The organism is Amycolatopsis sp. PS_44_ISF1, from assembly GCF_032335455.1.
GTDB lineage: Bacteria > Actinomycetota > Actinomycetes > Mycobacteriales > Pseudonocardiaceae > Amycolatopsis.
The window spans coordinates 2,484,896-2,509,268 of record NZ_JANUXO010000001.1 but is presented as its reverse complement, the minus strand read 5'-3'; the positions used below and the strand labels follow the sequence as shown (position 1 = coordinate 2,509,268).

General features: G+C 71.7%; 23 protein-coding genes and 1 riboswitch. Of the genes, 11 read left to right on the top strand and 12 right to left on the bottom strand.

Translation table 11 applies throughout. From position 1 onward, the window contains the following. Position 1: 1 nt before the first annotated feature. From NYF13_RS11480 to mshB, 3 genes are read right to left on the bottom strand one after another with little or no spacing between them, the layout of a single operon-like run. Complete coding sequence (locus tag NYF13_RS11480) at positions 2-802, bottom strand: hypothetical protein (RefSeq protein ID WP_315656200.1); 801 nt, start codon at positions 800-802, stop codon at positions 2-4. Further along, the gene (locus tag NYF13_RS11475) at positions 795-1,193 is read right to left on the bottom strand and encodes a hypothetical protein (RefSeq protein ID WP_315656198.1); all 399 of its coding nucleotides are present in this window, start codon (positions 1,191-1,193) and stop codon (positions 795-797) included. Before NYF13_RS11475 ends, NYF13_RS11480 begins: the two co-directional genes overlap by 8 nt. 1 nt (position 1,194) lies before the next feature. Next, a complete protein-coding gene (gene mshB, locus NYF13_RS11470) occupies positions 1,195-2,031 on the bottom strand; it encodes an N-acetyl-1-D-myo-inositol-2-amino-2-deoxy-alpha-D-glucopyranoside deacetylase (protein WP_396287279.1) in 837 nt (278 codons plus the stop codon). 378 nt (positions 2,032-2,409) lie between these two features. Between mshB and NYF13_RS11465 the strand changes: the two genes are divergently transcribed. The 5 genes from NYF13_RS11465 to NYF13_RS11445 all read left to right on the top strand — a co-directional run bounded on the left by NYF13_RS11465 (position 2,410) and on the right by NYF13_RS11445 (position 8,377). After that, positions 2,410-4,149, top strand: a complete 1,740-nt coding sequence (locus tag NYF13_RS11465; RefSeq protein ID WP_315656196.1) for an ABC transporter family substrate-binding protein — start codon at positions 2,410-2,412, stop codon at positions 4,147-4,149. Positions 4,150-4,325: 176 nt separating this feature from the next. Then, positions 4,326-5,306 (top strand): ABC transporter permease, encoded by a 981-nt coding sequence (locus NYF13_RS11460; RefSeq protein ID WP_315656195.1) that lies wholly within the window; start codon positions 4,326-4,328, stop codon positions 5,304-5,306. Then, positions 5,299-6,255 (top strand): ABC transporter permease, encoded by a 957-nt coding sequence (locus NYF13_RS11455; protein ID WP_315656193.1) that lies wholly within the window; start codon positions 5,299-5,301, stop codon positions 6,253-6,255. The genes NYF13_RS11460 and NYF13_RS11455 overlap by 8 nt, the downstream gene beginning before the upstream one ends. Continuing rightward, positions 6,252-7,349: an ABC transporter ATP-binding protein gene (locus tag NYF13_RS11450; protein ID WP_315656192.1), complete on the top strand. Its 1,098-nt coding sequence runs from the start codon at positions 6,252-6,254 to the stop codon at positions 7,347-7,349. Before NYF13_RS11455 ends, NYF13_RS11450 begins: the two co-directional genes overlap by 4 nt. Next, complete coding sequence (locus NYF13_RS11445) at positions 7,346-8,377, top strand: oligopeptide/dipeptide ABC transporter ATP-binding protein (RefSeq protein WP_315656191.1); 1,032 nt, start codon at positions 7,346-7,348, stop codon at positions 8,375-8,377. The genes NYF13_RS11450 and NYF13_RS11445 overlap by 4 nt, the downstream gene beginning before the upstream one ends. Positions 8,378-8,484: 107 nt before the next feature. Here NYF13_RS11445 and NYF13_RS11440 read toward each other — a convergent pair whose 3' ends face one another. Then, entirely contained in the window at positions 8,485-10,209 is a 1,725-nt protein-coding gene (locus NYF13_RS11440) for an ABC transporter family substrate-binding protein (RefSeq protein WP_315657309.1), read from the bottom strand. A 258-nt stretch (positions 10,210-10,467) separates the two neighbouring features. Then, positions 10,468-12,396: a translational GTPase TypA gene (gene typA / locus NYF13_RS11435; protein ID WP_315656189.1), complete on the bottom strand. Its 1,929-nt coding sequence runs from the start codon at positions 12,394-12,396 to the stop codon at positions 10,468-10,470. 215 nt (positions 12,397-12,611) lie between these two features. Here typA and NYF13_RS11430 point away from each other — a divergent pair, with 215 nt between their 5' ends. Continuing rightward, a complete protein-coding gene (locus NYF13_RS11430) occupies positions 12,612-12,770 on the top strand; it encodes a hypothetical protein (RefSeq protein ID WP_315656188.1) in 159 nt (52 codons plus the stop codon). 108 nt (positions 12,771-12,878) lie between these two features. Here NYF13_RS11430 and NYF13_RS11425 read toward each other — a convergent pair whose 3' ends face one another. After that, positions 12,879-13,172, bottom strand: a complete 294-nt coding sequence (locus NYF13_RS11425) for a YciI family protein (RefSeq protein WP_315656187.1) — start codon at positions 13,170-13,172, stop codon at positions 12,879-12,881. A gap of 209 nt (positions 13,173-13,381) precedes the next feature. On the opposite strand from NYF13_RS11425, the gene trpS reads away from it, so the two are divergent. Continuing rightward, entirely contained in the window at positions 13,382-14,374 is a 993-nt protein-coding gene (gene trpS / locus NYF13_RS11420) for a tryptophan--tRNA ligase (protein WP_315656186.1), read from the top strand. Positions 14,375-14,411: 37 nt separating this feature from the next. Here trpS and NYF13_RS11415 read toward each other — a convergent pair whose 3' ends face one another. The 3 genes from NYF13_RS11415 to NYF13_RS11405 all read right to left on the bottom strand — a co-directional run bounded on the left by NYF13_RS11415 (position 14,412) and on the right by NYF13_RS11405 (position 16,923). Next, positions 14,412-14,801: an NUDIX domain-containing protein gene (locus tag NYF13_RS11415; protein ID WP_315656185.1), complete on the bottom strand. Its 390-nt coding sequence runs from the start codon at positions 14,799-14,801 to the stop codon at positions 14,412-14,414. 98 nt (positions 14,802-14,899) lie between these two features. Next, entirely contained in the window at positions 14,900-16,216 is a 1,317-nt protein-coding gene (locus NYF13_RS11410) for an ATP-binding protein (protein WP_315656184.1), read from the bottom strand. Beyond that, the gene (locus NYF13_RS11405; RefSeq protein ID WP_315656183.1) at positions 16,213-16,923 is read right to left on the bottom strand and encodes a response regulator transcription factor; all 711 of its coding nucleotides are present in this window, start codon (positions 16,921-16,923) and stop codon (positions 16,213-16,215) included. Before NYF13_RS11405 ends, NYF13_RS11410 begins: the two co-directional genes overlap by 4 nt. A 145-nt stretch (positions 16,924-17,068) precedes the next feature. On the opposite strand from NYF13_RS11405, the gene NYF13_RS11400 reads away from it, so the two are divergent. From NYF13_RS11400 to NYF13_RS11390, 3 genes are read left to right on the top strand one after another with little or no spacing between them, the layout of a single operon-like run. Then, positions 17,069-18,163, top strand: a complete 1,095-nt coding sequence (locus tag NYF13_RS11400) for an outer membrane lipoprotein carrier protein LolA (RefSeq protein WP_315656182.1) — start codon at positions 17,069-17,071, stop codon at positions 18,161-18,163. Beyond that, the gene (locus NYF13_RS11395; protein ID WP_315656181.1) at positions 18,160-19,206 is read left to right on the top strand and encodes an ABC transporter ATP-binding protein; all 1,047 of its coding nucleotides are present in this window, start codon (positions 18,160-18,162) and stop codon (positions 19,204-19,206) included. The genes NYF13_RS11400 and NYF13_RS11395 overlap by 4 nt, the downstream gene beginning before the upstream one ends. Next, on the top strand, positions 19,203-20,084 hold the full coding sequence (locus NYF13_RS11390) for an ABC transporter permease subunit (protein ID WP_315656180.1): 882 nt from the start codon (positions 19,203-19,205) through the stop codon (positions 20,082-20,084). The genes NYF13_RS11395 and NYF13_RS11390 overlap by 4 nt, the downstream gene beginning before the upstream one ends. A 7-nt stretch (positions 20,085-20,091) precedes the next feature. Here NYF13_RS11390 and NYF13_RS11385 read toward each other — a convergent pair whose 3' ends face one another. Genes NYF13_RS11385 through NYF13_RS11375 form a run of 3 tightly spaced genes read right to left on the bottom strand, consistent with a single transcriptional unit; the run spans position 20,092 to position 23,803 of the window. Next, complete coding sequence (locus tag NYF13_RS11385; RefSeq protein WP_315656178.1) at positions 20,092-21,126, bottom strand: ABC transporter ATP-binding protein; 1,035 nt, start codon at positions 21,124-21,126, stop codon at positions 20,092-20,094. Beyond that, complete coding sequence (locus NYF13_RS11380) at positions 21,126-22,772, bottom strand: iron ABC transporter permease (RefSeq protein ID WP_315656176.1); 1,647 nt, start codon at positions 22,770-22,772, stop codon at positions 21,126-21,128. The genes NYF13_RS11385 and NYF13_RS11380 overlap by 1 nt, the downstream gene beginning before the upstream one ends. After that, on the bottom strand, positions 22,748-23,803 hold the full coding sequence (locus NYF13_RS11375) for a thiamine ABC transporter substrate-binding protein (RefSeq protein ID WP_315656175.1): 1,056 nt from the start codon (positions 23,801-23,803) through the stop codon (positions 22,748-22,750). The genes NYF13_RS11380 and NYF13_RS11375 overlap by 25 nt, the downstream gene beginning before the upstream one ends. Positions 23,804-23,824: 21 nt before the next feature. Then, a riboswitch (TPP riboswitch) is annotated at positions 23,825-23,937 on the bottom strand. A gap of 33 nt (positions 23,938-23,970) precedes the next feature. On the opposite strand from NYF13_RS11375, the gene NYF13_RS11370 reads away from it, so the two are divergent. Further along, entirely contained in the window at positions 23,971-24,261 is a 291-nt protein-coding gene (locus tag NYF13_RS11370; RefSeq protein WP_315656173.1) for a 4a-hydroxytetrahydrobiopterin dehydratase, read from the top strand. The last annotated feature ends 112 nt before the right edge of the window (positions 24,262-24,373 follow it).

Below are 24,373 nucleotides of genomic sequence, written 5' to 3'. Positions count from 1 at the left end.
CTCAGGGAGCGGCCCAGCGCGAGTTGGCCATCAGCCACGCGTGCGCGCGCTTCCACACCTGCTTGAGCCCGTGGCGCTCGCCGAGGTAGTCCCCGGCCGCGCCGACGACCGGCAGCAGGCCGAGGGCGCGGTGGTAGAAGCGGCCGCGCGGGCGCTTCTCCAGTTCCCCGGTGATGCCCCAGAGCGAGCGCCCGAGCCGCCAGAGCGTGCCGGCGACGGCCTTCACCGTCACGCGGCCGTGCTTGCGCTGGGAGTCCGACAGCTCCTCGGTGAGCTTCTGCGCCTCACTGTCCTCTGAGGACTCGTCGTGCGCGGCGTGCTTGCCGTCGGCCAGCGCCGGGTCGAGCTCGCGCTCGAAGAGCACCGCGGCGATCAGCCGGACCCGGCTGCCCACGTCGGTCACGCCGTACTCCCCCGCGATCGCGCACAGCACCAGCCCCTGGGACGCGGCGCCGAGCGTGTCCTGCACCGGGAGCCGGTCGGCGAGCGCGCCGCCGAGGCCGGGGATCGAGGTGAGCACCGAGGTGAACCGGCCGACGCGGTTGACCCACCAGGCCGCGCGCTGGTCGATGTCCATCCCCGCCCACGCGGCCGTGCCGGGCACCTTCACCGACGTCAACGCGTCGAGCACCTTCTTCTTGAAGCCCGCGTCGCCGAACTCTTCGTCGTGCCCGGCCGCGCGGGCGCGGGCCTGGAGGCCGAACGGGTCGGACTCGCGCAGCGCGTCCAGCATCGGCGCCGACGCCCGGACGAACGGGCGCAGCACGGCGACGAGCTGACGGTCGGAGATCGGGTCAGCCACGGGCCACCGCCCGGTCCGCGGTGGCGCGGCCGAGGCCGCCGCCGAGCACCATCGCCGCCGGCAGCGCGCCGGCACCGAGCAGCAGCAGCGCGCGCCAGTCCTGCACCAGCACCAGGTCGCCCCCCGGGCCGAACAGCCCGACGCCGAGCACCGTGACCACCCAGACCGCCAGCGGCACCCAGGACAGCCCCGGCCGCACGAGCCGGCCCGCGGTCAGCACCAGCCACGGGGTGCTGAGCGCGCCCACGAGCACGGTCAGCGGCAGCGGCACCACGTCGAGCGGGCCGACCCGCAGCGGGAGGAAGAACAGTTCGAGCACGCCCAGCACCACGGCGTCGAGGCCGAGCAGGACCAGCATCAGCCACCGGTCGCCGGAGAGCGGTTTCACCATGTCAGAGTCCGCCGAACAGGTCGGTCGCGGCGCCGGCCGGGTTCCCGTGCGCGAGCGTGAAGCACTCCGCGCGCGGGATCGGCTGGGCGATGTCGTTGGTCAGCGCGAAGTGGACCACCTCACTGTCGACGACCGTCAGCTGCGTCTCGTGGGCGCGCAGGGCCGCCAGCTTCGCCGGGAGGTGGGCCGAAATGTCGAGCACGGTGTCGATTTTCTCATCCGGGGTGCCCGGGAGCTCATCGGGCGCCGGTACCCGGAAGGGTGAGGAGCGGGCCTCGCGCAGCTCCGCCAGCCCGGCGTCGACCGCCCGGCGCGAGGGGACCACGTGGAACACGCGCTCGACCGGCTCCGCCCCGGGCGCCGCCGCCATGGTGACGTCGTGGGCGCGGATGTGGTCCGGGTGGCCGTACCCGCCGAAGGCGTCGTAGGTGACGACGACCTGGGGGCGGAACTCGTCGATCAGCGCCCGCAGCTGCGCGGCCTGCTCGTCGATCAGCCCGCCGGCGAAGGCCCGCGGGTGCTCGGCCGCCGGGGTGCCGGCCATGCCGGAGTCGCGCCAGCGGCCGATGCCGCCGAGGTACTCGTGGCGGGTCACGCCGAGCGCGGCGCACGCGGCGGCCAGTTCACCCGAGCGGTAGCCGCCGAGCTGGTCGGCCGCGCCGGCGGCCAGCCGGGCCAGCCGCGGCGGCACGATCTCCCCCTCTTCGCCCAGGGTGCAGGTGACCAGGCAGACCTCCGCGCCCTCCACGGCGTAGCGCGCCACGGCGCCGCCGGTGGTGATGCTCTCGTCGTCGGGGTGGGCGTGGACCAGCAGCAGCTTTCGGATCACACCGATCAGGTTAATTCTTCCTCACTCCGGGTTCTGTCACGGCCGTGTGACTGATCCTTTCGACGGGTCCACAAAAGCGAAGGCGTCCGTTAACGTCGCTCGGGCGAATGCCCCACCCGGGCCGTGCACAACTCGGGCCGTTCATCCGTTTAGCCACACGATCGACTACCGAAAGTAGTCGATCAGCCGCAGAAACGGGGCTGGAGCTAGGCAAGACGAGATTGCTGTTCCATCACAATCTCACTGAGAGTGTCCGGATCGATAGTTTTGACGGCTGTCCACTGCCTAAGTTGCACGACTACGGTGAGCAAACTCGATTACATCGAAGCTTGCGGTCAGGAAGAGGTCGCCTCGCAAACCCGCGACGGCGTCGAGCAAGGAGAATCAATGTTAGTGACGACAAGGTCGCGCGCCGTGAGGCTCGGTGCGTTCGTCGCGGGCGCGGCCCTTCTGCTCTCCGCCTGTAGTGGCGGGGGTGGCAACAGTGCGGTGCAGACCGGGCAGGCGTTCGCCGACTGCGACGCGAACCCGAACACCTGCAACGCGGCCCCGGCCGACCAGGTGCAAGACGGCGGCGATGTCACCTACGCCATCGAGAAGAACGTCCCGAACTGGAACGTCGTCTCGGCCGAGGGCAACGTCTTCGAGACCGGTGAGGTCACCAAGGGCATCCTGCCCTACACCTTCTACGCCACCCCGGACCTCAAGCCGGTCCTGAACAAGGACTTCGTCGAGTCCGCGGACCTGACCAACCCGACGACGATCGTCTACAAGATCAACCCGAAGGCGGTCTGGTCCGACGGCACCCCGCTGTCGGCCGACGACTTCATCTACAACTGGAAGATCCAGAACGGCGCAGCCTGCAAGGACTGCGTGGTGGCCGACACCTCCGGGTACGACCAGCTCACCTCGGTCGTCGGCTCGGACGGCGGCAAGACGGTGACCGCGACCCTGTCCAAGCCGTTCACCGACTGGCGCAAGCTGTGGGGCTCCTCGGGCGGGATGTACCCGGCGCACCTGGCCGCCCAGCACGGTGACACCTCCAGCCCCGAGGGCCTCGCCGCCTCCTTCAAGTGGTTCGGCGCGACCGTGCCGACCTGGTCCGGCGGTCCCTGGAAGATCTCGAAGTTCGTGAACAACCAGTCGGTCACCGAGGTCCCGAACGACAAGTACTGGGGCGCGAAGCCGAAGCTGGCCAGCGTGATCTTCCGCATCATCACCGACGCCACGCAGGAGCCGACCGCGCTGCAGAACAACGAGGTCCAGGCGATCTACCCGCAGCCGCAGGTCGACCTGATCAACCAGGTCAAGAACATGCCGAACATCTCCTCCTACGTCGGCCTCGGCCTGCAGTGGGAGCACTTCGACTTCAACCTGAAGACCCCGGCGCTGTCGGACAAGGCGCTCCGGCAGGCCCTGTTCACCGTGGTCAACCGCAAGGACCTGATCGCCAAGACCGTCGGCCAGTTCACCGACAAGGTCCAGCCGCTGAACAACCACAACTTCATGCCGCAGCAGGCCGGGTACAAGGACACCATCTCCTCGACCGGCCAGGGCACCGGTGACGTCGAGAAGGCCAAGAAGATCCTGACCGACGCCGGCTACAAGCTCAACGGCACCACGCTGACCGACCCGAAGGGCGCGGTCGTCCCGCCGCTGCGGATCCGCTACACCGTCGGCAACCAGATCCGCCAGAACGAGTGCGAGCTGTTCGCTTCGGCGGCGGCCCAGCTCGGCGTCAAGGTCAACGTCTCCTCGACCGACGACCTCGGCACCACCACGACCACCGGCGACTACGACGTCATCGTGTTCGCCTGGGTCTCCTCGCCGTTCCCGTTCGGCGGCGCGAAGCAGCTGTGGGGCACCGGCCAGGGCAGCAACTACGGCAAGTACACCAACCCGCAGGTCGACAACCTGATGGCCGAGGCCAACACCGAGCCCGACCAGACCAAGGCCGCGACCCTGCTCAACCAGTCCGACCAGCTCATGTCGGACGACGCGTACGTGCTGCCGCTGTACCAGAAGCCGACCTTCCTGGCGGCGTCGGACAAGATCGCGAACCTGCGGAACAACTCGACGCTCGACGCTCCGGTCTACAACATGTCGGAGTGGGCGCTTCGCAAGTGATCACCACCCGGTAGATTCCCGCTAACCGGTGAGGGGCCGGCACCAGCCGGCCCCTCACCTTTTGCCCGTTTTCTACCGTTCCCGAACCGTACGCCCGATGCCCCGCCACCGCCTCGGCCCTGCCACCACCCAGCGGCGGTCGCCGGCAGAACACCGTCCAGAGCAGGAAGACCTCCATGCTTGCCTTCGCATTGCGCCGGCTCTTCGTCTCGGTGCCGATTCTGATCGTTTCGACTTTTGTCGTATTCGTAATGGTTTCTCTGTCGGCGAACCCTCTGAGCTCGCTCATCCAGAGAAACCCGCCCCCGCCGCCGCGCACCATCGAACTCGAGCGCATCCGGCTCCACCTCGACCAGCCGATCCTGGAGCGGTACTGGCACTGGATCACCGGTGTGCTCAGTGGCGACTTCGGCCCGTCGGTCCAGTCCAACCTCAACATCGGCCACGAGGTGATCGTCCGCTTCGGGGTGACCCTGCGGCTGATCGTGCTGGCCATGGTGGTCGCGCTGATCCTGGCGGTGATCATCGGCGTGATCAGCGCCGCCCGCCAGTACTCGAAGTTCGACTACACGGCCACCTTCTTCGGCTTCCTGTTCCTCTCGATGCCCTCGTTCTGGTTCGCGATCGTGCTCAAGCAGATCGGCATCGCGATCAACACCGGCGTCGGCGACCAGATCTTCTACACGATCGGCTCCTCGTCGATCATCACCTCCGGCGGCGCCTGGGACCACTTCACCGACGTCGCCGGGCACCTGGTGCTGCCGACGATCTCGCTGGCCCTGACCAGCTACGCCGCCTGGAGCCGGTTCCAGCGCGCGGCCATGCTCGAAGTGCTCAACAGCGACTACGTCCGGCTGGCCCGGGCCAAGGGCCTGCCCCGCTGGACGGTGACCCGCCGGCACGCGCTGCGCAACGCGCTGATCCCGCTGACCACGGTGACCGCGCTCGACATCGGCTCGATCCTCGGCGGCGCCGTGGTGACCGAGACGGTGTTCCAGTGGCAGGGCGCCGGTACCTTCCTGCTCGACGGGATCCGGCAGAGCGACGTGTACGTGGTCGAAGCCTGGCTGCTCATCGCCGCGACCTTCATCATCCTGCTCAACCTCATCGCCGACCTGCTCTACGGCCTGCTCGACCCGAGGATCCGGTATGCCTGACAATTTCGCGGGACCCCCTGCCACCATCGGCGGCTCCCACACCTCGCCGGAAGAGTCGGTCACCCCGGCCGGCGCCCCCGAACGCGAGTTCACCGTCAAGGAGCGCAGCCAGGCCCAGCTGGTCTTCCGGCGGTTCCTGCAGCACCGGCTGGCGATGATCAGCCTGATCGTGTTCGTGCTGATCGTGCTGTTCGCCTACCTCGGCGCGCTGTTCTGGAAGTACGGCCCCGACACCATCACGCCGGACAACTCGGCCCCGCCCTCGGGCGAGCACCCGTTCGGCACCGACGCGATCGGCCACGACCAGCTCGCGCAGGTGATGCGCGGGACCCAGATCTCGCTGCAGATCTCGGTGCTGGTCGCGATCTTCGCGACGGTCGTCGGCACCGTCTGGGGCGCCGTGGCCGGCTACTACCGCGGCTGGCTCGACACCATCCTGATGCGCATCGCCGACCTGGTGCTCACCCTGCCGCTGCTCGCGGTGGCCGCGGTGCTGGCCCACCAGTCCGGCGGCACCTGGTGGCTGATCGCCCTGGTCATCGGCGGGCTGTACTGGGCCTACGTCTCGCGGGTCGCCCGCGGCGTGGTGCTTTCCTTGCGGGAGAAGGAGTTCGTCGAGGCGTCGAAGGCCCTCGGCGCCAGCGACGCGCGGATCATCTTCCGGCACCTGGTGCCCAACGCGCTCGGCTCGATCATCGTGAACCTGACCATCCTGGTCTCGATCGCGATCCTCCTGGAGACCGCGCTGTCGTTCCTGGGCTTCGGCGTCCAGCTGCCCGACACCTCGCTCGGCCTGCTCGTCAGCACCGCGCAGACGGCGGTCGACACCCGCCCGTGGCTGTTCTACTTCCCGGGCGTCTTCATCATCCTGATCGCGCTGACGATCAACTTCATCGGGGACGGCCTGCGGGACGCGTTCGACCCCCAGCAGACGAAGGTGCGCGCATGAGCGAGTACGAGGCCCAGGCGGGGAGCGGCGACCCCGTCCTCGTGGTGGAGGACCTGACGGTCCAGTTCCCGACCGGGGAGGGCCTGGTCAAGGCCGTCCGCGGGGTGAACTACCAGCTGCGCCGCGGCGAGGTGCTGGGCATCGTCGGCGAATCCGGCTCGGGCAAGTCGGTCACCTCGCTGGCCGTGATGGGGCTGCTGCCCCGCACCGCCCAGGTGTCCGGCTCCATCCGCTTCGGCGGGGTCGAGCTGCTCAAGGCCAGCGAGAAAGAGCTCAACAAGGTCCGCGGCAAGGGCATCTCGATGGTCTTCCAGGACCCGATGACCTCGCTCAACCCGGTGTACACGGTGGGCGACCAGATCGCCGAGGCGATCACCGCGCACAACGACATCCGCAAGGACGCCGCGCGCAAGCAGGCGGTCGAGCTGCTGGAACTGGTGCGCATCCCGAACCCGGCGCAGCGCGCGAACGAGTACCCGCACCAGCTTTCCGGCGGTATGCGCCAGCGCGTGGTGATCGCGATCGCGATGGCCAACAACCCGGACGTGATCATCGCGGACGAGCCGACCACCGCCCTGGACGTCACCGTGCAGGCCCAGATCCTCGAAGCGCTGAAGGCGGCGCAGCAGGAGACGGGCGCGGCGATGGTGCTGATCACCCACGACCTCGGGGTGATCGCGGGCGCGGCCGACCGGGTCCACGTGATGTACTCGGGCAAGGTGGTCGAGTCCGGCACGGTCGACGAGATCTTCTACGAGCCGCGGATGCCCTACACCCTGGGCCTGCTGGGCAGCCTGCCCCGGCTCGACGTGAAGACCGAGCGGCTCACCCCGATCACCGGCTCGCCGCCCGCCACCACGAACATGCCGCCGGGCTGCCCGTTCAGCCCGCGCTGCCCGCTGTCGCAGCCGATCTGCGACGAGGAGGAGCCGCCGCTGACCGCCGGCCCCGGGGGTCAGCACGCGGCCTGCCACTTCACCGACCAGGTGGTCGGCCGGGACCCGGCCGAGCTGTTCAGCGCCACCTCGGCCGACACGGCGGCCGTCCCGGTCGTCGTCGAGGCCACCGCGAGCGACACGGAGACGAACTCATGAGCGAGGCAACGGCGGCCCGGACGCCCGTCCTGTCCGCGAAGAACCTGGTCAAGCACTTCCCCATCCGCGGTGGCGGCCTCTTCCGCCGCACCTCGGGCGCGGTGCAGGCGGTGTCGGACGTTTCGTTCGACATCTACGACCACGAGACCCTGGCGCTGGTCGGCGAGTCCGGCTGCGGCAAGTCGACCACCGCGCGCGTGGCGCTGGCCCTGCAGCCGCTCACCTCGGGCGAGGTGACCTACGAGGGCCGCAGCCTGGGCAAGATGCAGAACCGCGAGCTGCAGCGGCTGCGGCGCAGCATGCAGATCGTGTTCCAGGACCCGTACGCGTCGGTGGACCCGCGGCTGCCGGTGAACGAGATCATCGCCGAGCCGCTGCGCATCCACGGGATGTACAACGACGGCGGCCGCCAGCAGGTCCGTGACCTGATGAAGACCGTGGGCCTGCGCCCGGAGCACGGCAACCGCTTCCCGCACGAGTTCTCCGGCGGCCAGCGCCAGCGCATCGGCATCGCCCGCGCGCTCGCGCTGAAGCCCAAGGTGCTGGTGCTGGACGAGCCGGTCTCGGCGCTGGACGTGTCGATCCAGGCCGGTGTGCTCAACCTGCTGAAGGACCTGCAGGCGGAGTTCGGGCTGTCCTACCTGTTCGTGTCGCACGACCTCTCGGTGGTCCGGCACGTGGCGGACCGCATCGCGGTGATGTACCTGGGCAAGATCGTGGAGACCGCGGCGGCCGAGGACCTGTTCAACCGCCCGACGCACCCGTACACGCAGGCGCTGATCTCGGCGATCCCGGTGCCGGACCCGCGCAAGGAGCGCACCCGCCAGCGCATCGTGATCACCGGCGACGTGCCGAGCCCGGCCAACCCGCCGTCCGGCTGCCGCTTCCGCACGCGCTGCCCGAAGTTCGCCAACGAGATCGACGACGCCGGCCGCCAGAAGTGCTCGACCGAGGAGCCCGCCCTGGTCGACCGCGGCCAGGGCCACCCCACGGCCTGTCACTTCGCGGAGAGCCTGCAGCTGATCTGAGCGGCTCCGTCCGGGAAAGCGGCCCTGTCCACTGTGGACGGGGCCGCTTTTCGGTTTCGCCCCGGGGAATCCCACCACTGGGCCCGAACACCGGGCGGCCGGAACTCCTAGCTGCTGCCGCGGGTCCAGTTGACCGCCGAGCCGAACGGGCCCTCCATCGGCGGGCCCGCGGTCAGGCCCGAGATGCCCTTGCCGATGGCGAGGGTGTCGGCCACCTGGAACAGCGGGATCATCACGTTCGTCGCCCACAGGGCCGGTTCCAGCGTCCTCAGCGCCTCTTCCACGGTGGTGGAGCCGGTGAGGGCGGAATCGATCGTGGCCTGGAGTCCTTCGTCGCACAGGCCGGCGGTGTTGGCCGGGACCACGGGCTTGGTCTTGTCCGCCGTGGCCTGGTCCGGGGCGCAGCCGAAGTTCGAGGCGAGCACCGAAGCCGGGTCGCCCCCCACGGACTGGGGGACCACGGCGATGTCGACGCCGACGTTGCCGTTCGTGTCCGGGCCCGCCTGCTGCTGGCCGTCGAGCACCGGCATCGCCAGCAGGGAGGAGAACAGGTCACGCGGCTGTGGGGTGACGGGCGTGACCTGCACGCCGCCCGCGATCAGCTCGGCCGTCAGCTCCTTGGCGATCGAGGCGTACGGCTCGGCCGCACCGGGTGAGGCCACGACCAGCGACAGGGTCTTGGTCCCCTTGCGCCACACCCCGGCGTCCTTGGTGTAGCCCGCGGCCTTGAAGTGCTGCTCGGCCTTCGCCGGGTCCGGTGTGGCGGGCGGGCCGGGCGGGATGGTGGCCGTGTAGCCCTGGCCGGCCGGCGGCCGCACCTGGGCGTCGGCCTTCAGCGTCGCCGAAGGGCCGCCCTTGGCGCCCGCCGTGATCAGCTTCGACCGGTCGAGCAGGGCCGCCACCCCGGCCCGCACGTCCGTATTGGACAGCGACGCGCTCACCGGCCGCAGCAGCACACTCGCCTCCACCGGCCGGGCCAGCGTGTGCAGCCGGACCGCCGGACCGAGGTCGTTGAGCAACTGCAGACCGGTGGAATCGGTGCGGGTGACGGAGAACTGGTCGTTGCCGCTGCGCAGCGCCGTCGCGATGCCGGACGGGTCGGAACGGCGCAGCACCAGCGTGTCCACGGCCGCGGGCTTCTCCCAGTAGCGGTCGTTGCGCTGCAGGATCACCTCGCCCCGCGCGGTGTCGATGGTCTTGATCGCGAACGGCCCCGCCACGGCCGGGAAGCTGGACGCCAGCGCGGTCGGCCAGCCGCCCGGGGCGTCCTTGAGCAGGTGCTGGGGCAGCAGGTTGTCGAACAGCGTCGGCCAGGCCGGGTACGGCTTGCTGAAGGTCACCTCGACGCCCTTGCCGCCGTCGCGCTGGTCGATGGTGGAGATCAGCCGGTAGCCCGCGGGCTCGATCACGCCGGGCTCGGACTTCATCGCGTTGTACAGGTAGATGAAGTCCTCGGTGGCGATCGGCGCCCCGTCGGACCAGGAGGCGTCGGGCCGGATCTCGTACTTGACCGTGAACGGCACCTGGGAGACGACCTCGGCCGAGGTCATCAGCGTCTTGTCCAGCTTGCGGGTGCCGTCGTCGGCGGTGCGGAACACCGAAGGCAGCAGCAGTTGCGAGAGCGCGGAGGTGACCGTGGAGGAGTCCGCCAGGTTGTGCGGGTTGTAGCCGCCGACCACGTCGTCGACCCCGACCACGATCTGCGAGGGGGTGGGCAGCAGCGGGGTGCTCGACGCGGCGGGAGAGGTCACCACCGGCGGCGGCGGGGTGTTCGAGCAAGCGGCGAGGAGCACGACCGCGAGCACCAGCACCGGCGCCGCCCTGCGTCCCATCCGCACGCTCTCGTCCCTCCGCCCGTTCCGCTGCCCCGAAGTCCGACGACATGCTGCCACGTCCGGGCCCCGCCCGGCACCGAGATTCCCACATCCGGCCGAGCCCCGTGACACCGGAGTGGGTACCGCCAACCGGTGGACGGCCGGGAGGGGCCCGGGGTTCCGTTCCCCGGCCCGCGAAATCCGCGGTCGCCGTCCCACGAAGAAGGGCGCCGCCACCCGTGCGGGAGGCGGCGCCCTTCGGCTCGATCCGGCGGCTCAGCCCTGGTCGCGGCTCTTGGCCCGCGAACGCTCCTTGGCGCGGGTGTTGATGTCCAGGGTGACCTTGCGGACGCGCACGACCTCCGGGGCGACCTCGACGCACTCGTCGACCGAGCAGAACTCCAGCGCCTCCTCCAGGCCCATCTTGCGCGGGCGGGCCAGCGTCTCCATCACGTCGGCGGAGGACTGACGCATGTTGGTCAGCTTCTTCTCCTTGGTGATGTTGATGTCGAGGTCCTCGAACCGCGGGTTCTCGCCCACGACCATGCCCTCGTACACGTCGGCGCCCGGCTCCACGAAGAAGGTGCCGCGGTCGGCCAGCTGGATCATCGCGTACGCGGTGACCGGGCCGGTGCGGTCGGCGACCAGGGAACCGCTGTGACGGGTGCGGATCTCGCCCGCCCACGGGAAGTAGCCCTCGAACACGTGGTTCGCGATGCCGGTGCCGCGGGTCTCGGTGAGGAAGTCGGTGCGGAAGCCGATCAGCCCGCGGGCCGGCAGCACGTAGTCGAGCTTGAGCCGGCCGGAGCCGTGCCCGCCCATGTGCTCCATCCGGCCCTTGCGCGCGGCCAGGAGCTGGGTGATCGCGCCGAGGTGCTCCTCCGGCGAGTCGATGGACAGGCGCTCGAACGGCTCGTGCACCTTGCCGTCGATGACCCGGGTGACCACCTGCGGCTTGCCGACGGTCAGCTCGAAGCCCTCCCGGCGCATCTGCTCGACCAGGATGGCCAGCGCCAGCTCGCCGCGGCCCTGGACCTCCCAGGTGTCGGGGCGCTCGGTCGGGATCACCCGGATCGAGACGTTACCGATCAGCTCCTGGTCCAGGCGGGCCTTGACCAGCCGCGCGGTGACCTTGTCCCCGCCGTTGCGCCCGGCCAGCGGCGAGGTGTTCACGCCGATGGTCATCGAGATCGCGGGCTGGTCGACGGTGATCCGGGGCAGCGCCACCGGGTTCTCCGGGTCGGCCAGGGTGTCGCCGATGGTGATGTCCGGGATGCCGGCGATGGCGACCAGCTCGCCCGCGCTGGCCTCGGTCGCCGGCACGCGGGTGAGCGCCTCGGTGACCAGCAGCTCGGAGATGCGCACGTTCTGCGTCGTGCCGTCCTCGCGCATCCAGGCCACGGTCTGGCCCTTGCGCAGCTTGCCGGCGTGGATGCGGATCAGCCCGATGCGGCCGAGGAAGTTGGACGCGTCGAGGTTGGTGACCAGCGCCTGCAGCGGCGCGTCGAGGTCCGCGGCGGGCGGCGGGACGTGGCGCAGCAGGGTGTCGAACAGCGGGTCCAGGTTCTCGCTCTCGGGCACCTCGCCGTCGGCGGGCTGCTCCAGGGCGGCCTTGCCGGCCCGCGCGGAGGCGTAGACCACCGGCAGGTCGAGGATCGCGTCGTGGTCGGCGTCCTCGATGTCGCTGGCCAGCTCCAGCAGCAGGTCGTGGGTCTCCTCGACGACCTCGGAGATCCGGGCGTCGGGCCGGTCGGTCTTGTTGACCACCAGGATCACCGGCAGTCCGGCTTCGAGGGTCTTGCGCAGCACGAAGCGGGTCTGCGGGAGCGGGCCCTCGCTGGCGTCGACCAGCAGCACGACGCCGTCGACCATGGCCAGGCCGCGCTCGACCTCGCCGCCGAAGTCGGCGTGGCCGGGGGTGTCGATGACGTTGATGGTCACCTGGCCCTCGGGCGTCTGGCGGTGGATCGAGGTGTTCTTGGCCAGGATGGTGATGCCCTTTTCGCGTTCGAGCTCACCGGAGTCCATCACCCGGTCGACCAGCTCGGCCCGTTCGGCGAACGCGCCGGACTGGCGGAGCATGGCGTCGACCAGGGTGGTCTTGCCGTGGTCGACGTGTGCGACGATGGCGACGTTGCGCAGGTCGGGCCGGGTCTTGCCGGACGCGCGGCCGGTTTCGACGGCGGTGGCGCTGGCTGCGGGCACGCGAAGACTCCTGAACTTCAAAGGCGGGTGGGCGGCCGCGTCGCGGGCGGAGTTCCGTGCGCTTTCGCACGACTCCGGGTTCCGTGGCCGGCTTTGGCCACACGCGGACTGCACAATGGTACCTCCCGCCGAACTGTGAGTACCGCCATGCCCCTGGATCGGTTAGGCTCACCTAAGGTGGAAAGCCGGACGTCACCAGCGACGAGGGAGCCTTCGTGGGCAAGAAGCAGCCGGACGACCCTCGGGCGGTCGTGCGCAAGCTGATGAAGGCCGGCAAGATCAAGAAGAAGTGCTGCCAGTCCAAGCCACGCTGCAAGAAGTGCCCGGTGCTGGCCCTGAAGAAGGCCAAGAACGACCTGGCCCGGGTCGCCTGAGCCGGCCCCCGTCCGAGGTCGTGTCCGAGGTCGCGATCGGTGGGCCCGCCGGTCCGGCCGCCCGTGTCGGGGATGACAGTGCGAGTCTGCTCACACCACCCCGGACGATCAGGGCCGGACGGCCTCGTCGGCCAACTCCGGCGCGGTCATCGTCGGGGAGAACCCGATCACCTCGTACCGGGCCAGGCCCCGCACCGAGAACGGATCGGCGGCCAGGATCGCGTCCAGCTCCGCCCGGTCCATCGAGCGGGTGATGAGCACGCCGCCGACGCGCGGGTCGCGTGGGCCCGAAGCGAGGAAGCGCCCCTGCTCGTAGTGCTTCGTGAGCCACTCCCGGTGGTCGGGCAGGGCGCGGTCGATCTCTTCGGTGGGGGCGACGTAGTCGAGCAGCACGACGAACATGCTTCGACGGTAGTACCGGTTCGGCCCCCGTGTCCCGCGGAAATGCCTTAGGCTGAGACCGTGCTCACGCCGGACAACCAGTGGTGGCCGCCCCTCGGCGGCCCCGAAGTTCCGAGCTGAGCAGAACTCGGCGAAGGCCGCCCCGGTGGGCGGCCTCCCCGCAGTGGCGCGGTCTCCTCCCGGGGCACACCCAGGGAGAGGAAAGACCCATGGTCCAGCTGTCCGGCATCACCCCGTCCGGCCACACCCAGCTCGGCAACCACCTCGGCGCGGTGCGCCGCTGGGCGTCCCACGGCGGTCCCGAAGACCTCTACTTCGTCTCGGACCTGCACGCCATGACCACCCAGCACAACCCGGCCCGGCTCCGCTCGCTCGCCACCGAGCAGCTCGCGGTGCTGGTGGCCTCGGGCATCTCGCCGGACCACGTGTTCGTGCAGTCCGACATCGCCCGGGACCTCGGCGCGCTGACCTGGGTGCTGGAATGCACCTGCGCCTACGGCGAGGCCGCGCGGATGATCCAGTTCAAGGAGAAGGCGGCCCGCGGCGGTGCGGACGGCAGACCCGGCGGCCAGGCCGGGGTCCGGCTGAGCCTGCTCACCTACCCGGTGCTGATGGCCGCCGACATCCTGTTGCAGGGGGCCGACGAGGTGCCGGTCGGCGAGGACCAGCGCCAGCACGTGGAGCTGGCGCGGACGTTGGCGAAGCGGTTCAACACCACCTACGGCGAGGTGTTCACCGTCCCGGCGGCCGTGCTGCCGATGACCGGCGCGCGGGTGAAGGACTTCGCCGACCCGACGCGGAAGATGTCGAAGTCCGCGCACGATTCGGCCGGGGTGGTGTTCGTCCTCGACGAGCCGGACCAGGTGCGCCGCAAGATCCGCCGCGCGCGCACCGACGGCGGCTCGGTGCCCGCGTACGCGCCCGAAACCCGGCCGGGGATCGCGAACCTGCTGGAGGTCCTGGCCGCGTGCACCGACGGCGATCCGAAAGCGCTGGCCGACGAGTACCCGTCCTACGGCGTGCTCAAGGACGCCGTCGCCGACGCCGTGATCGAGGAGCTGCGGCCGATCCGGGAGCGCACCAAGGCCTTGCTCGGCGACGTCGCGGAGCTGGAGCGGGTGCGCAAGGCAGGTGCCGCGAGAGCGGCCGAACGGGGCGCGCACCGCGTTTCGGCGGCCCTGCGGCTGATCGGCGCCGGCTGAAGGGCCCTCGGGTGGCGCTTCCGCCCGAGCGGAAGCGTCATCCGAGCAGGGCGCGCAGGTCCGGGATCAGCCCGCGGTCGGCGGGCAGCCAGTCGAGGTCGTCGAGGTCGTCCGGACCGACCCAGCGCAGCGCGGTGTGCTCGACCGCGCGCGGCTCGTCCCCCGGCGAGATCAGCGCGGCGGAGTACACCCGCAGCACCTTTCCGCCGGGCAGCGGCACCTCGGCACCGACGCGCGTCCCGATCGTGACGGTGACGTCCAGCTCCTCCTGGCACTCACGCGCCAGCGCGAACGCCTCGGTCTCACCCGCTTCGACGCGCCCGCCCGGAAGCTCCCACTGCCCCGCGTGGTGCGGCGGCCACGCCCGCTGCTGGGCGAGCAGTTTTCCGTCGCGCACCAGCGCGGCCCCGACGATGACCCCGTCCATCGGCCCAGTCTCCCGCACCCGCCGCGCCCACGAATGAGCAGCCCGGGTTCGCCTTCCCCCGGCGCTTTTCCGCACGGCCCGCCGGGAGCGGCGCGCGGCTAACGCGCCGGCCGCCACGACACCTCGAACCGCGCCCCGCCGTCCGGCGACTCCCCGACCCGCACCCGGCCACCCCGGCGTCGCACGGCTTCGGCGACCATCGCCAGACCCAGGCCGGTGCCGCCGGAGGAACGCGCCCGATCGTCGGCCACCCGGTAGAAGCGGTCGAAGACCTTGGCGCGGTGCTCGGGCGCGATGCCCGGCCCGTCGTCGTCCACGACCACGCGCACGGCGCTGCGGGAAGCGAGCACCGAGACCACGATCTGCCCGGTGGCGTACCGGCCGGCGTTGCGCAGGAGGTTGTCCAGCACCAGTTGCACCTCCGCGTGCGCGGCCGAAGCCCAGGCCTGCCCGACGGCGGTGCTCACGCGGGTCTCCGGCGAACCGGCGGGCAGCCGTCCGACGGCCGCGCGAACCTCGGTCACCACCTCGACCGGCTCCGCGGGCGGCACCTCCCCCGCGTCCGAGCGGGCCAGGGCCAGCAGCCCGTCCAAAAGGGACGACAGCCGTTCGGCCTCGGTGAGGATGTCCGACAGCGTCTCCTGGGCCAGCTCCGGATCCGGGTTCGTGACGGCGACCTCGGCCTGCACCCGGATCGACGCGACCGGCGAACGCAGCTCGTGCGCGGCGTCGCCGGTGAAGCGGCGCAACCGGTCGCTCACCTCCTCCTGGCGCACGAGCAGGGCGTTGAACTCCTGGGCCAGCGCGCGCAGTTCGTCGTGCGAAGACGGCAGCGGCAGCCGTGAGCCGGGCGGCAGCGACCGCACCAGCCCGCGCATCCGCGCCACCGGCCGCAGCGCGAACCGCACCACCAGCCAGGTCGCGATCCCCGCGACCGCGGCGCCGGCCAGCGCGACCGCGAGCAGCCAGAACCCGCCGTACTCCACCGCCGCGCCGAACCCGGCCAGCCCGGCGCCCGCGAGCACCAGCCGGGGCGTGCCGTCCGGCTCGGTGACCACCTGCCCGCGCCAGCGCGAGCTGCCGGTCTGCACCGGCTGACCGGCCTTGAGCTGCCTGATCTGCGCGGGGTCCAGCGGCGGCACCGGACGGCCGTCGGCGGGCCCGCCGGCGATGTCCAGCACCCGCACGGTGACCGGATCGCGCAGGGGCGGCGGCCGACCGGCCGAGACCTCGGCCGAAGCCGGGCCGAGGGTGGCCGTCAGCTCGCGGTCGACGGAATCCACCAGCAGCGGCTCCAGCCGGTCCGCCGCCAGCAGGGCCAGCCCGAGCAGGCCGGCCAGGGTGATCGTGGTGGCGAGCACGGTGATGCGGACCGGCAGCGAACGGCCGCGCCACCAGGACGGCGAGCCGATCACCGAACCTCGTCCGGCTGCGGGTCCGCGGCCAGGTAGCCGTGCCCGCGGACGGTCCGCAGCAGCGCGCCCGCCCCCACGGCGTCGAGCTTGCGCCGCACGTAACCGACGTAGACCTCGACCAGGTTGCGCGTCACGGCCTGCTCCTCGCCCCACACCGCGCGCAGCAGCTCGTCCTTCGTCACCACCGTGCCGGCCCGGCCGACCAGCACCTCCAGCAGCGCGAACTCCCGCGGGCTGAGCGGCACCTCGGCGCCGTTCCAGCGCACCTGCCGCAGCGCCCGGTCGACCTCCAGCGCGCCGAGCTTCACCGTGCCGCGCGAGGCGTCCGGGCCGGCGCGCCGCAGCGTCGCGCGCACCTGCGCGACCAGCACGACGAACGAGAACGGCTTCACCAGGTAACCGTCGGCGCCGAGGTCGAGGCCGTCGGCCTGGTCGACCTCGCCGTCCTTGGCCGAAAGCAGCAGCACCGGCGTGACCACGTTCTCCGCGCGCAGCCGTTCCAGCACGCGGTAGCCGGACAGCCCGGGCAGCATGATGTCGAGCAGCACCACGTCGAACGCGCCGGTGCGCGCGAGGTGCAGACCGGCCGGCCCGTCGGCGGCCGTGACCACGTCCATGCCCTCCGCGCGCAGCCCGCGCTGGAGCGCCTTGCGCACGCCGGGCTCGTCGTCCACCACCAGCACTCGAGGGTTCACGGGCTTCATCATGGCCGGTTTCCGCTGGTCCCGCGCGAGCTCTCAGCGCGATCTCAGCCCCGGCGGCCGAACATTCAGGGGTATCTCAGGCTCGGCCGGGAAACCTCTGAACCGGGAGCCGGGCACACTGGAGCCCGGAGACGCAGGGAGAGACACCATGGATCCGAAGAAGAAAGCGATCACCGCCGCGGTCGTCGGCACCGCGCTCGGCGTCGGCGGGCTGGCCGTCGTGGCCATGCCGGCCACGGCCGGGGCCGCCCCGGCGCTGCCGGCGGTCAGCGCCGAGAGCCTGGTCCAGTCCGTGCTGACGGCGAAGCCGGGGGCGTTCGACGGCACGGTGAGCGTGAGCAACAACCTCGGCCTGCCGAGCCTCGGCAGCGCGATCCCGGGGGCGGGGGCGCTGAACGTCGACTCCGCGCACGTCTTCAGCGACGGAGCGGGCAAGTCGAAGCTGGCGCTCGCGCAGGGCAGCTCGCAGGAGACGATCATCCACGACGGCACCACCGTCTGGGACTACAACTCGAAGAACAACACCGCCACCAAGACCACGATCCCGGCCGGTGTCGCCGCGAAGCCCGGCGCGGGCGTCGACGCGGGCAAGATGTCGGACCCGGCCGGCGCGGCCACCGAGCTGCTGGCGAAGGTCCGCGAGAGCAGCACCGTCTCCGTCGACGGCACGGCCACGGTGGCCGACCGGCCGGCCTACGAGCTGGTGCTGACCCCCAAGCCGGCCGAGCGCACGCTGCTGCGCGAAATCCGCGTGGCGGTCGACTCGCAGACCCGGATGCCGCTGCGGGTTTCGGTGCTGAGCAACGGAACCACCACTCCGGCGCTCGAGCTGGCGTTCTCGGACATCGAGTTCACCCCGCAGGCCGCGAGCGAGTTCGCCTTCACCCCGCCGCAGGGCGCGAAGGTGACCGAGAAGACCGCCGAGGTGGGCGAGCAGGCCAAGGCCGAGGCCCAGCAGGTCCGCCACGACCTCAAGGTCGTCGGCGACGGCTGGGACACCGTGGTCACGGGCAAGCTGCCGGCCGGTTCGCTCACGCCGAAGCAGACTTCCGGCTCGGCCGAGGGCCGCGGCGTCGACCCGCAGAAGCTGCTCAGCCGGGTGGCCAAGCCCGTGAACGGCACCTGGGGCAGCGGCTACCTGGTCACGACCAAGGTGGGCACCGCCGTGCTGACCGACGACGGCCGGTTCGCCGCCGGCGCGGTGCCGGCGCAGGTGCTCTACGAAGCGCTGGGCACCAAGTGACGAACACGGCGACGAAGTCGTCCGAACCCGGGGCGGGCACCTCCGAGGAGGTGCCCGCCCCGGCGGTTGCGCTCGCGGCGCGCACCCGGGGCCTGCGCAAGGTCTACCGCGGCACGGTCGCGGTGGACCACGTCGACCTCGACGTGCCCGAAGGCGCGGTGCTCGGCATGCTCGGGCCGAACGGCTCGGGCAAGACCACCACGATCCGGATGCTGCTCGGGCTGGTGCGCCCCACCGAGGGCGAGGTGGAACTGCTCGGACGGCCGATGCCCGAAGGCGCGGCCCACTCGCTGCCCGACGTCGGCGCACTGGTCGAGGGGCCGGGCTTCCACCCGTTCCTCTCCGGCCGGGACAACCTGATCCGCTTCGCGGCGGCCGAGCCGCGGCTGAACTCGGCCGGCATCCAGCCCGCAGTCGACGCGGCGCTCGACCGCGTCGGCCTGACCGCCGCTTCGCGCCGCCGGTACAAGGGTTACTCCCTCGGCATGAAGCAGCGGCTGGGCCTCGCGGGGGCGTTGCTCGTACCGCGGAAGATGATCGTGCTCGACGAGCCGACGAACGGTCTCGACCCCGCCGGCACCAGGGAGATCCGCCGGATCGTGGCCGAGCTGCACGCCGACGGCGTGACCGTGGTCGTCTCCTCGCACCTGCTCGCCGAAGTCGAGGCGACGTGCACGCACGTCGCGGTGCTGCAATCCGGCAACGTCGTCGCGCAGGGGGAGCTGGCCGAGCTGCTGGAGTCGGGCAACGCGGCGCTGCTGGTGCGCACGCCTGACGCCGGGCTCGCGGTGGAAGCGTTGCGGGAGAACCGGATCGGGGCCCGGCTGACCCCGGACGGGGTCCGCGCCGACCTCACCGTGACCGCCGCGCCCCGGGTGCTGGAAGTGCTCGTACGGGCGGGGGTCGCGGTCCACGAGGCCACGCGGGCGCGCACCGGTCTGGAGGACCTGTTCGCCCGGCTCACCGAGGGCACGGCGGCGGCTTCCACCGAGCGCTCCGGGGACTCTGAGGGTCACGGGGTTTCTTCCGAGGGGGACGCATGACCACGCAGGCACTCGCGGCGCCCGCGCCGCGCACGGGCCACGACACGGTGCCGTTGCCCCGGCTGATCGCGGCCGAGCTGCGCTGGATCTTCCGGCGCCCGCGCACGCTGGCCGTGCTCGCGCTGCTGGCGCTGGTGCCGATCGTGATCGGGGTCGGGCTCACCCTGGCGGGCCAGGACGCGGGTTCGGGCGGCCCGGACGACGGCGGTGGCGCCGCCCTGATCGGCGCGGCGGTGAACAACGCGCTGGTGCTGCCCATCGCCGCGATGGTGATGACGCTGACCCTGCTCCTGCCGCTGGCCTCGGCCATGGCCGGCGCGGACGCCATCGCGGGCGAAACGGCCCACGGAACCCTGCGCGGCTGGCTGATCGCCCCGGTCAGCCGGGGCCGGCTGCTGACGGTGAAGGCCTTCGGCGTCGCCACGGTCTCGGCGGTGGCCGTACTGGCCATGGTCGTGACCGGCGTGGTCACCGGACTGGTCATCAACGGCACCGGCTCGCTGTTCACGCTGTCCGGCACCACCCTGTCGCTGTGGGAGGCGCTGGGCCGCATCCTGCTGGTGGCGGCCTGGATCGTGCTGCAGCTGTGGGCGGTGGGCGCGGTCGCGCTGGCCCTGTCCAGCTTCACCGAGCACCCGATGCTGGTGGTGGCCTCGGTGCTGGCCGGGAGCATCGTGTTCACCATCCTCGGCTTCCTGAGCTCGCTGAGCTGGCTGCACCCGTTCCTGCTCACGCGGAACTGGACCCTGGCCCCGGCCGGGGTCCTGCAGGACCCGATGGCGACCACGATGCTGGGCGAGGGCGCGCTGCGCGCGGTGTGCTACATCGTGGTGGGCCTGTCCATCGCCTACGCCCGGCTGATCACCCGGGACGGCTGAGCCCGCTTCAGCCGACGACGGCGATCCCGTCCGGATCCAGCACCAGCCGGACGGGATCACCCGCGCGGTGATCCGCCGCCACCGGCGCCACGGCGTCCACAGTGGATCCAGCGGACTCAGTGGATCCAGTGGACCCACCCACCGAAACCACCAGCCGCAGGTGCTCACGGCGGTGCACCGCGGCCGTGACCTCGCCTTCGACGCCCGAAGCCGCCACCCGCAACGCGTGCGGACGCAAGCCCAGCCGCACCGGCCCGTCCGGGACGGCCGCGAGCGTGACGTCGCCGAACGCCGTGCGCACCACCCCGTCGGCCGCGATCCCGTCCGTGAACGAGGTCACGCCCAGGAACCGCGCCACGCCGTCGTCGGCCGGGCGCAGCCAGACCGACCGCACGGCGCCCTCCTGGCGGATCCGGCCGGCCTCCAGCACGGCGACCCGGTCGGCCAGCGTGAACGCCTCCTCCTGGTCGTGCGTCACCAGCAGGGCGGTGATCTTGTTGCGCCGCAGCAACTCCGCCAGATCGATGGCGAGCTGCTCACGCAGTCCCGCGTCCAGTCCGGACAGCGGCTCGTCCAGCAGCAGCAGCCGCGGTTTCGGCGCGAGCGCGCGGGCCAGCGCGACCCGCTGGGCCTGGCCGCCGGACAGCTCGGTCACGCGCCGCCGGGCGAAACCGGTGAGCCCGACGAGCTCCAGCAGGGCCGCCACGCGCGCGGCGTGCTCGCGCCGGGGCACGCCGTGCATCCGCAGCCCGAACGCGATGTTGGCGGCGACGTCGCGGTGCGGGAAGAGCTGCCCGTCCTGGAACACCAGGCCGAAACCGCGCCGGTGCACCGGCACCGGCGCGAGGTCGTCGCCGTCCCAGCGCACCGAACCCGAGGTCGAGGGTTCCAGACCGGTGATCGCGCGCAGCAGCGTCGACTTCCCCGAGCCGGACGGGCCGAGCAGGGCCAGCACCTCGCCGTCGGCGAGGTCGAGGCGGGCGTCGCGCACCGCCGCGAAAGATCCGTAGTGGACGGTCAGGTCCCGTACCGACAAGGCCACTAGAACTCCCCCACCGAACCGTGCCCGCGGACCGAGCCGAAGCGGTCGATCAGCGCGACGGCCGCCACGGTCACCACCATCAGCAGCGCGCACGCGGCGTAGGCCATCTGGTTGTTCAGCTCACCCGGCCGCCCCATCAGCGTCGCGACGGCCACCGGCAGCGTCGGCGCGTCCGGGCGGGCGAGGAAGCTGGTCGCGCCGAATTCACCCAGCGCCACCACGAATCCGAAGCCCGCCGCGGCCACCAGCGAACGGGCCGTGAGCGGCAGGTCGATCTCACGCCACACCCGCGCCGGGCTCGCCCCGAGCGTCGACGCGGCCTGGCGCAGCCGCACGTCCACCGCCCGCAGCACCGGCAGCACCATCCGCACCACCAGCGGGATGATCACCAGCGCCTGGGCGAGCGGCACGAGCATCGGCGACGTCCGCAGGTCGCCGGGCAGGGCGTCGAGCGTGATGAGGTAACCGAAGCCGACCGTCACGGCGGAAACGCCCAGGGGCAGCATCAGCGCGGCGTCCAGGGTCTCGCCCACACCGCGGGCGAGTCGGCCGGGCGCGCGGCGCAGCGCGACCAGCACCACGCTGGCGAGCACGCCGACGGCCAGCGCGAGCAGAGTGGCGTCGGTGGCCGCGGCCAGTGAGTTCCGTGCCGCCGTCCACCCGGAGACCTGCAACGCGTCGTTCGCGCCGGTACCGGACAGCGCGCGGTACCCGGCGAAGCTCCAGCCCTCCGCGCCGGAGACCGACTCGGCCAGCAGGGCGGCGATCGGGGTCATCAGCAGCGCCAGCACCACCGCCGCGGCACCGACCGTCCACCACTCGCCGCCGCGCGGCCGGCGGGCCGTGGCCAGCGCGGACCGCAGCCGGACGGCGTTCTCCCGCCGCTTCCGCGCCACCGCGCCGAGGACCAGCGCCGCCAGCACGGCCGCGAACTGGACCAGCGAGAGCGCCGCCGCGCCCGAGAGGTCGAGCAGGTCGACCGTGCGCAGGTAGATCTCGGTCTCGAGGGTGCGGTACCGGCCGCCGCCGAGGATCAGGACCACGCCGAAACTGGTGGCGCAGAACAGGAACACCACCGCGGCGGCCGACGCGACGGCCGGGCCGAGCGCGGGCAGCGTCACCGTGCGGAAAGCCCGCCACGGCGACGCGCCCAACGCCCGGGCCGCTTCCGTCGCCCGCGGGTCGAGGTGCGACCACAGCCCGGACACGGTCCGCGCGACCACGGCGACGTTGAAGAAGGCGTTGGCCAGTACCAGCGGCAGCACGCCACCGTCCGGCCAGATCGCGCGGAAGGCGAGGCCGACCACGACCGTCGGCAGCACGAAGGGCACCAGCACCAGCGTGCGCGCGAGCCCGACGCCGGGCAGCCGCACGCGGGCGAGCAGGTACGCCACCGGCAACCCGGCCAGCACCGCGACGACCGTCGACGCCGCCGCGCTGGCCAGGGTGAACCCGGCGAGCTGCCAGGTCCGCGCGTCACCGAGCACGGTGCCGACGCCGCCCGCGGAGAACCCGCGGCCGACGATCGCCACCACCGGCCAGGCGAAGAACACCACCAGGAACGCGACGGGCCCCAGCCCGAGCAGCACGAGCCCGGCGGTGCGGAACGTGCGCGCCGGGGTCAGGCCCCCATGAGCGAGCGCCATGCACCGATCCACTTCTCGCGGCCGGCCTGCACCTGCTCGGCGGGCAACGTGGCCGGCGTCGTCGGCAGCGGCGCCACCTGCGCCCAGCCCGCAGGCAGAGCGACCCCCTCACGCGCCGGGTAGACGTACATGTTGGCCGCCACCGTGGCCTGGAACTGCTGGGAGAGCAGGAAATCGACCACCTTCTGCGCTTGCGGGGCCTGCTTGCTGCCGCTCAGCACGCCCGCGTACTCGACCTGGCGGTAGCAGGTGTCGAGCAGCGCCTTGGTGCGCGCTTTGCCGTCGCCGCCCACCTCGGCGGCGGGCGAGGACGCGTACGAGACCACGATGGGCCGCGGGCCCTTGCCCGAGGAGCCGGAGAAGTCCTTGGTGTAGGCCTCTTCCCAGCCACTGTCGACCTTGAGGCCGTTGGCCTTCAGCTTCGTCCAGTACTCCGGCCAGCCCTGCTCGCCGAACTTCGCGACGGTGCCCAGCAGGAAGGCCAGCCCGGGCGACGCGGTGGCCGGGTCCTCGGCCACGGTCAGGTCCTTGTACTTCGGATCAGCCAGGTCTTCGTAGGTCTTCGGCTCAGGCAGACCCCGCCCGGCGAAGTAGCCGGAGTCGACGTTCACGCAGACGTCGCCGAGGTCCACGGCGGAAAGCCGGTGCTCGGGATCCACGGCGTAGCGCTGCGAACCGCGGTCGGCCTCCGGGCTGGTGTAGGTCTGGAAGACGCCCTCACCGAGCGCCCGCGAGGCGAACGTCGAATCGACGCCGTAGGCCACGTCGCCGATCGGGTTGGCCTTCGTGAGCACCAGCTTGTTGGTGAGCTCCCCGGCGTCGCCGTACTTGACGACCTTCAGCTTGAGGCCGGCCCGGCGCTGGAACGCGTCGAGCACGTCCTGCGGCGCGACGAACGAGTTGTGCGTGACGAGCGTGACCTCGGGGGTCGCCTGGGCGTCGCCGCCGGAGCCACTGGACAACGAGCAGGCACTCGCCAGCACGGCGACCGTGGCCACCACCGGCGCGGTGCGTGCGGTCCGCGGGTTCATCTGCCCTCCTGCACTGGCCGACGGCAGGAGAACGGGCCTCCCTGCGCCGGCATGATCCGGATCCAGGTGCGAACGGTCGCGGGTCTCGGGCCCCGCCTCTCAGCCCGGCGTACCGGACTCCCGTGGCAACCGTGCAGCGTAGCCGAGACAGGGCCACCATGGGTCGGATGGCAGAGATCTTGGACGGCCCGCGGGCCGACGCGGCCCTGACCGAACTGACGGACTGGCACCGCACGGACGTGACCATCGCCCGCACGGTGTCACTGGCCAGCTTCCCCGAAGCGATCGCCGTGGTGGACCGCGTCGCCGTGCTGGCCGAGGCCGCCGACCACCACCCGGACATCGACATCCGCTGGCGCACGCTCACCTTCCGGCTCAGCACCCACTCCGAAGGGGCCCTGACGACGAAGGACTTCGCACTGGCGCGCCAGATCGACGAGGTGATCGCAGCCCTCTGACCTGGTGTGATCTCCGATACGACGGCACCACGAACGGCTCCCCGGCGCGTCTCCCCCACGAAGCTTCACCGACGCAGGGAGGACAACGGGATGACTCAGGCAATCGTGGTGG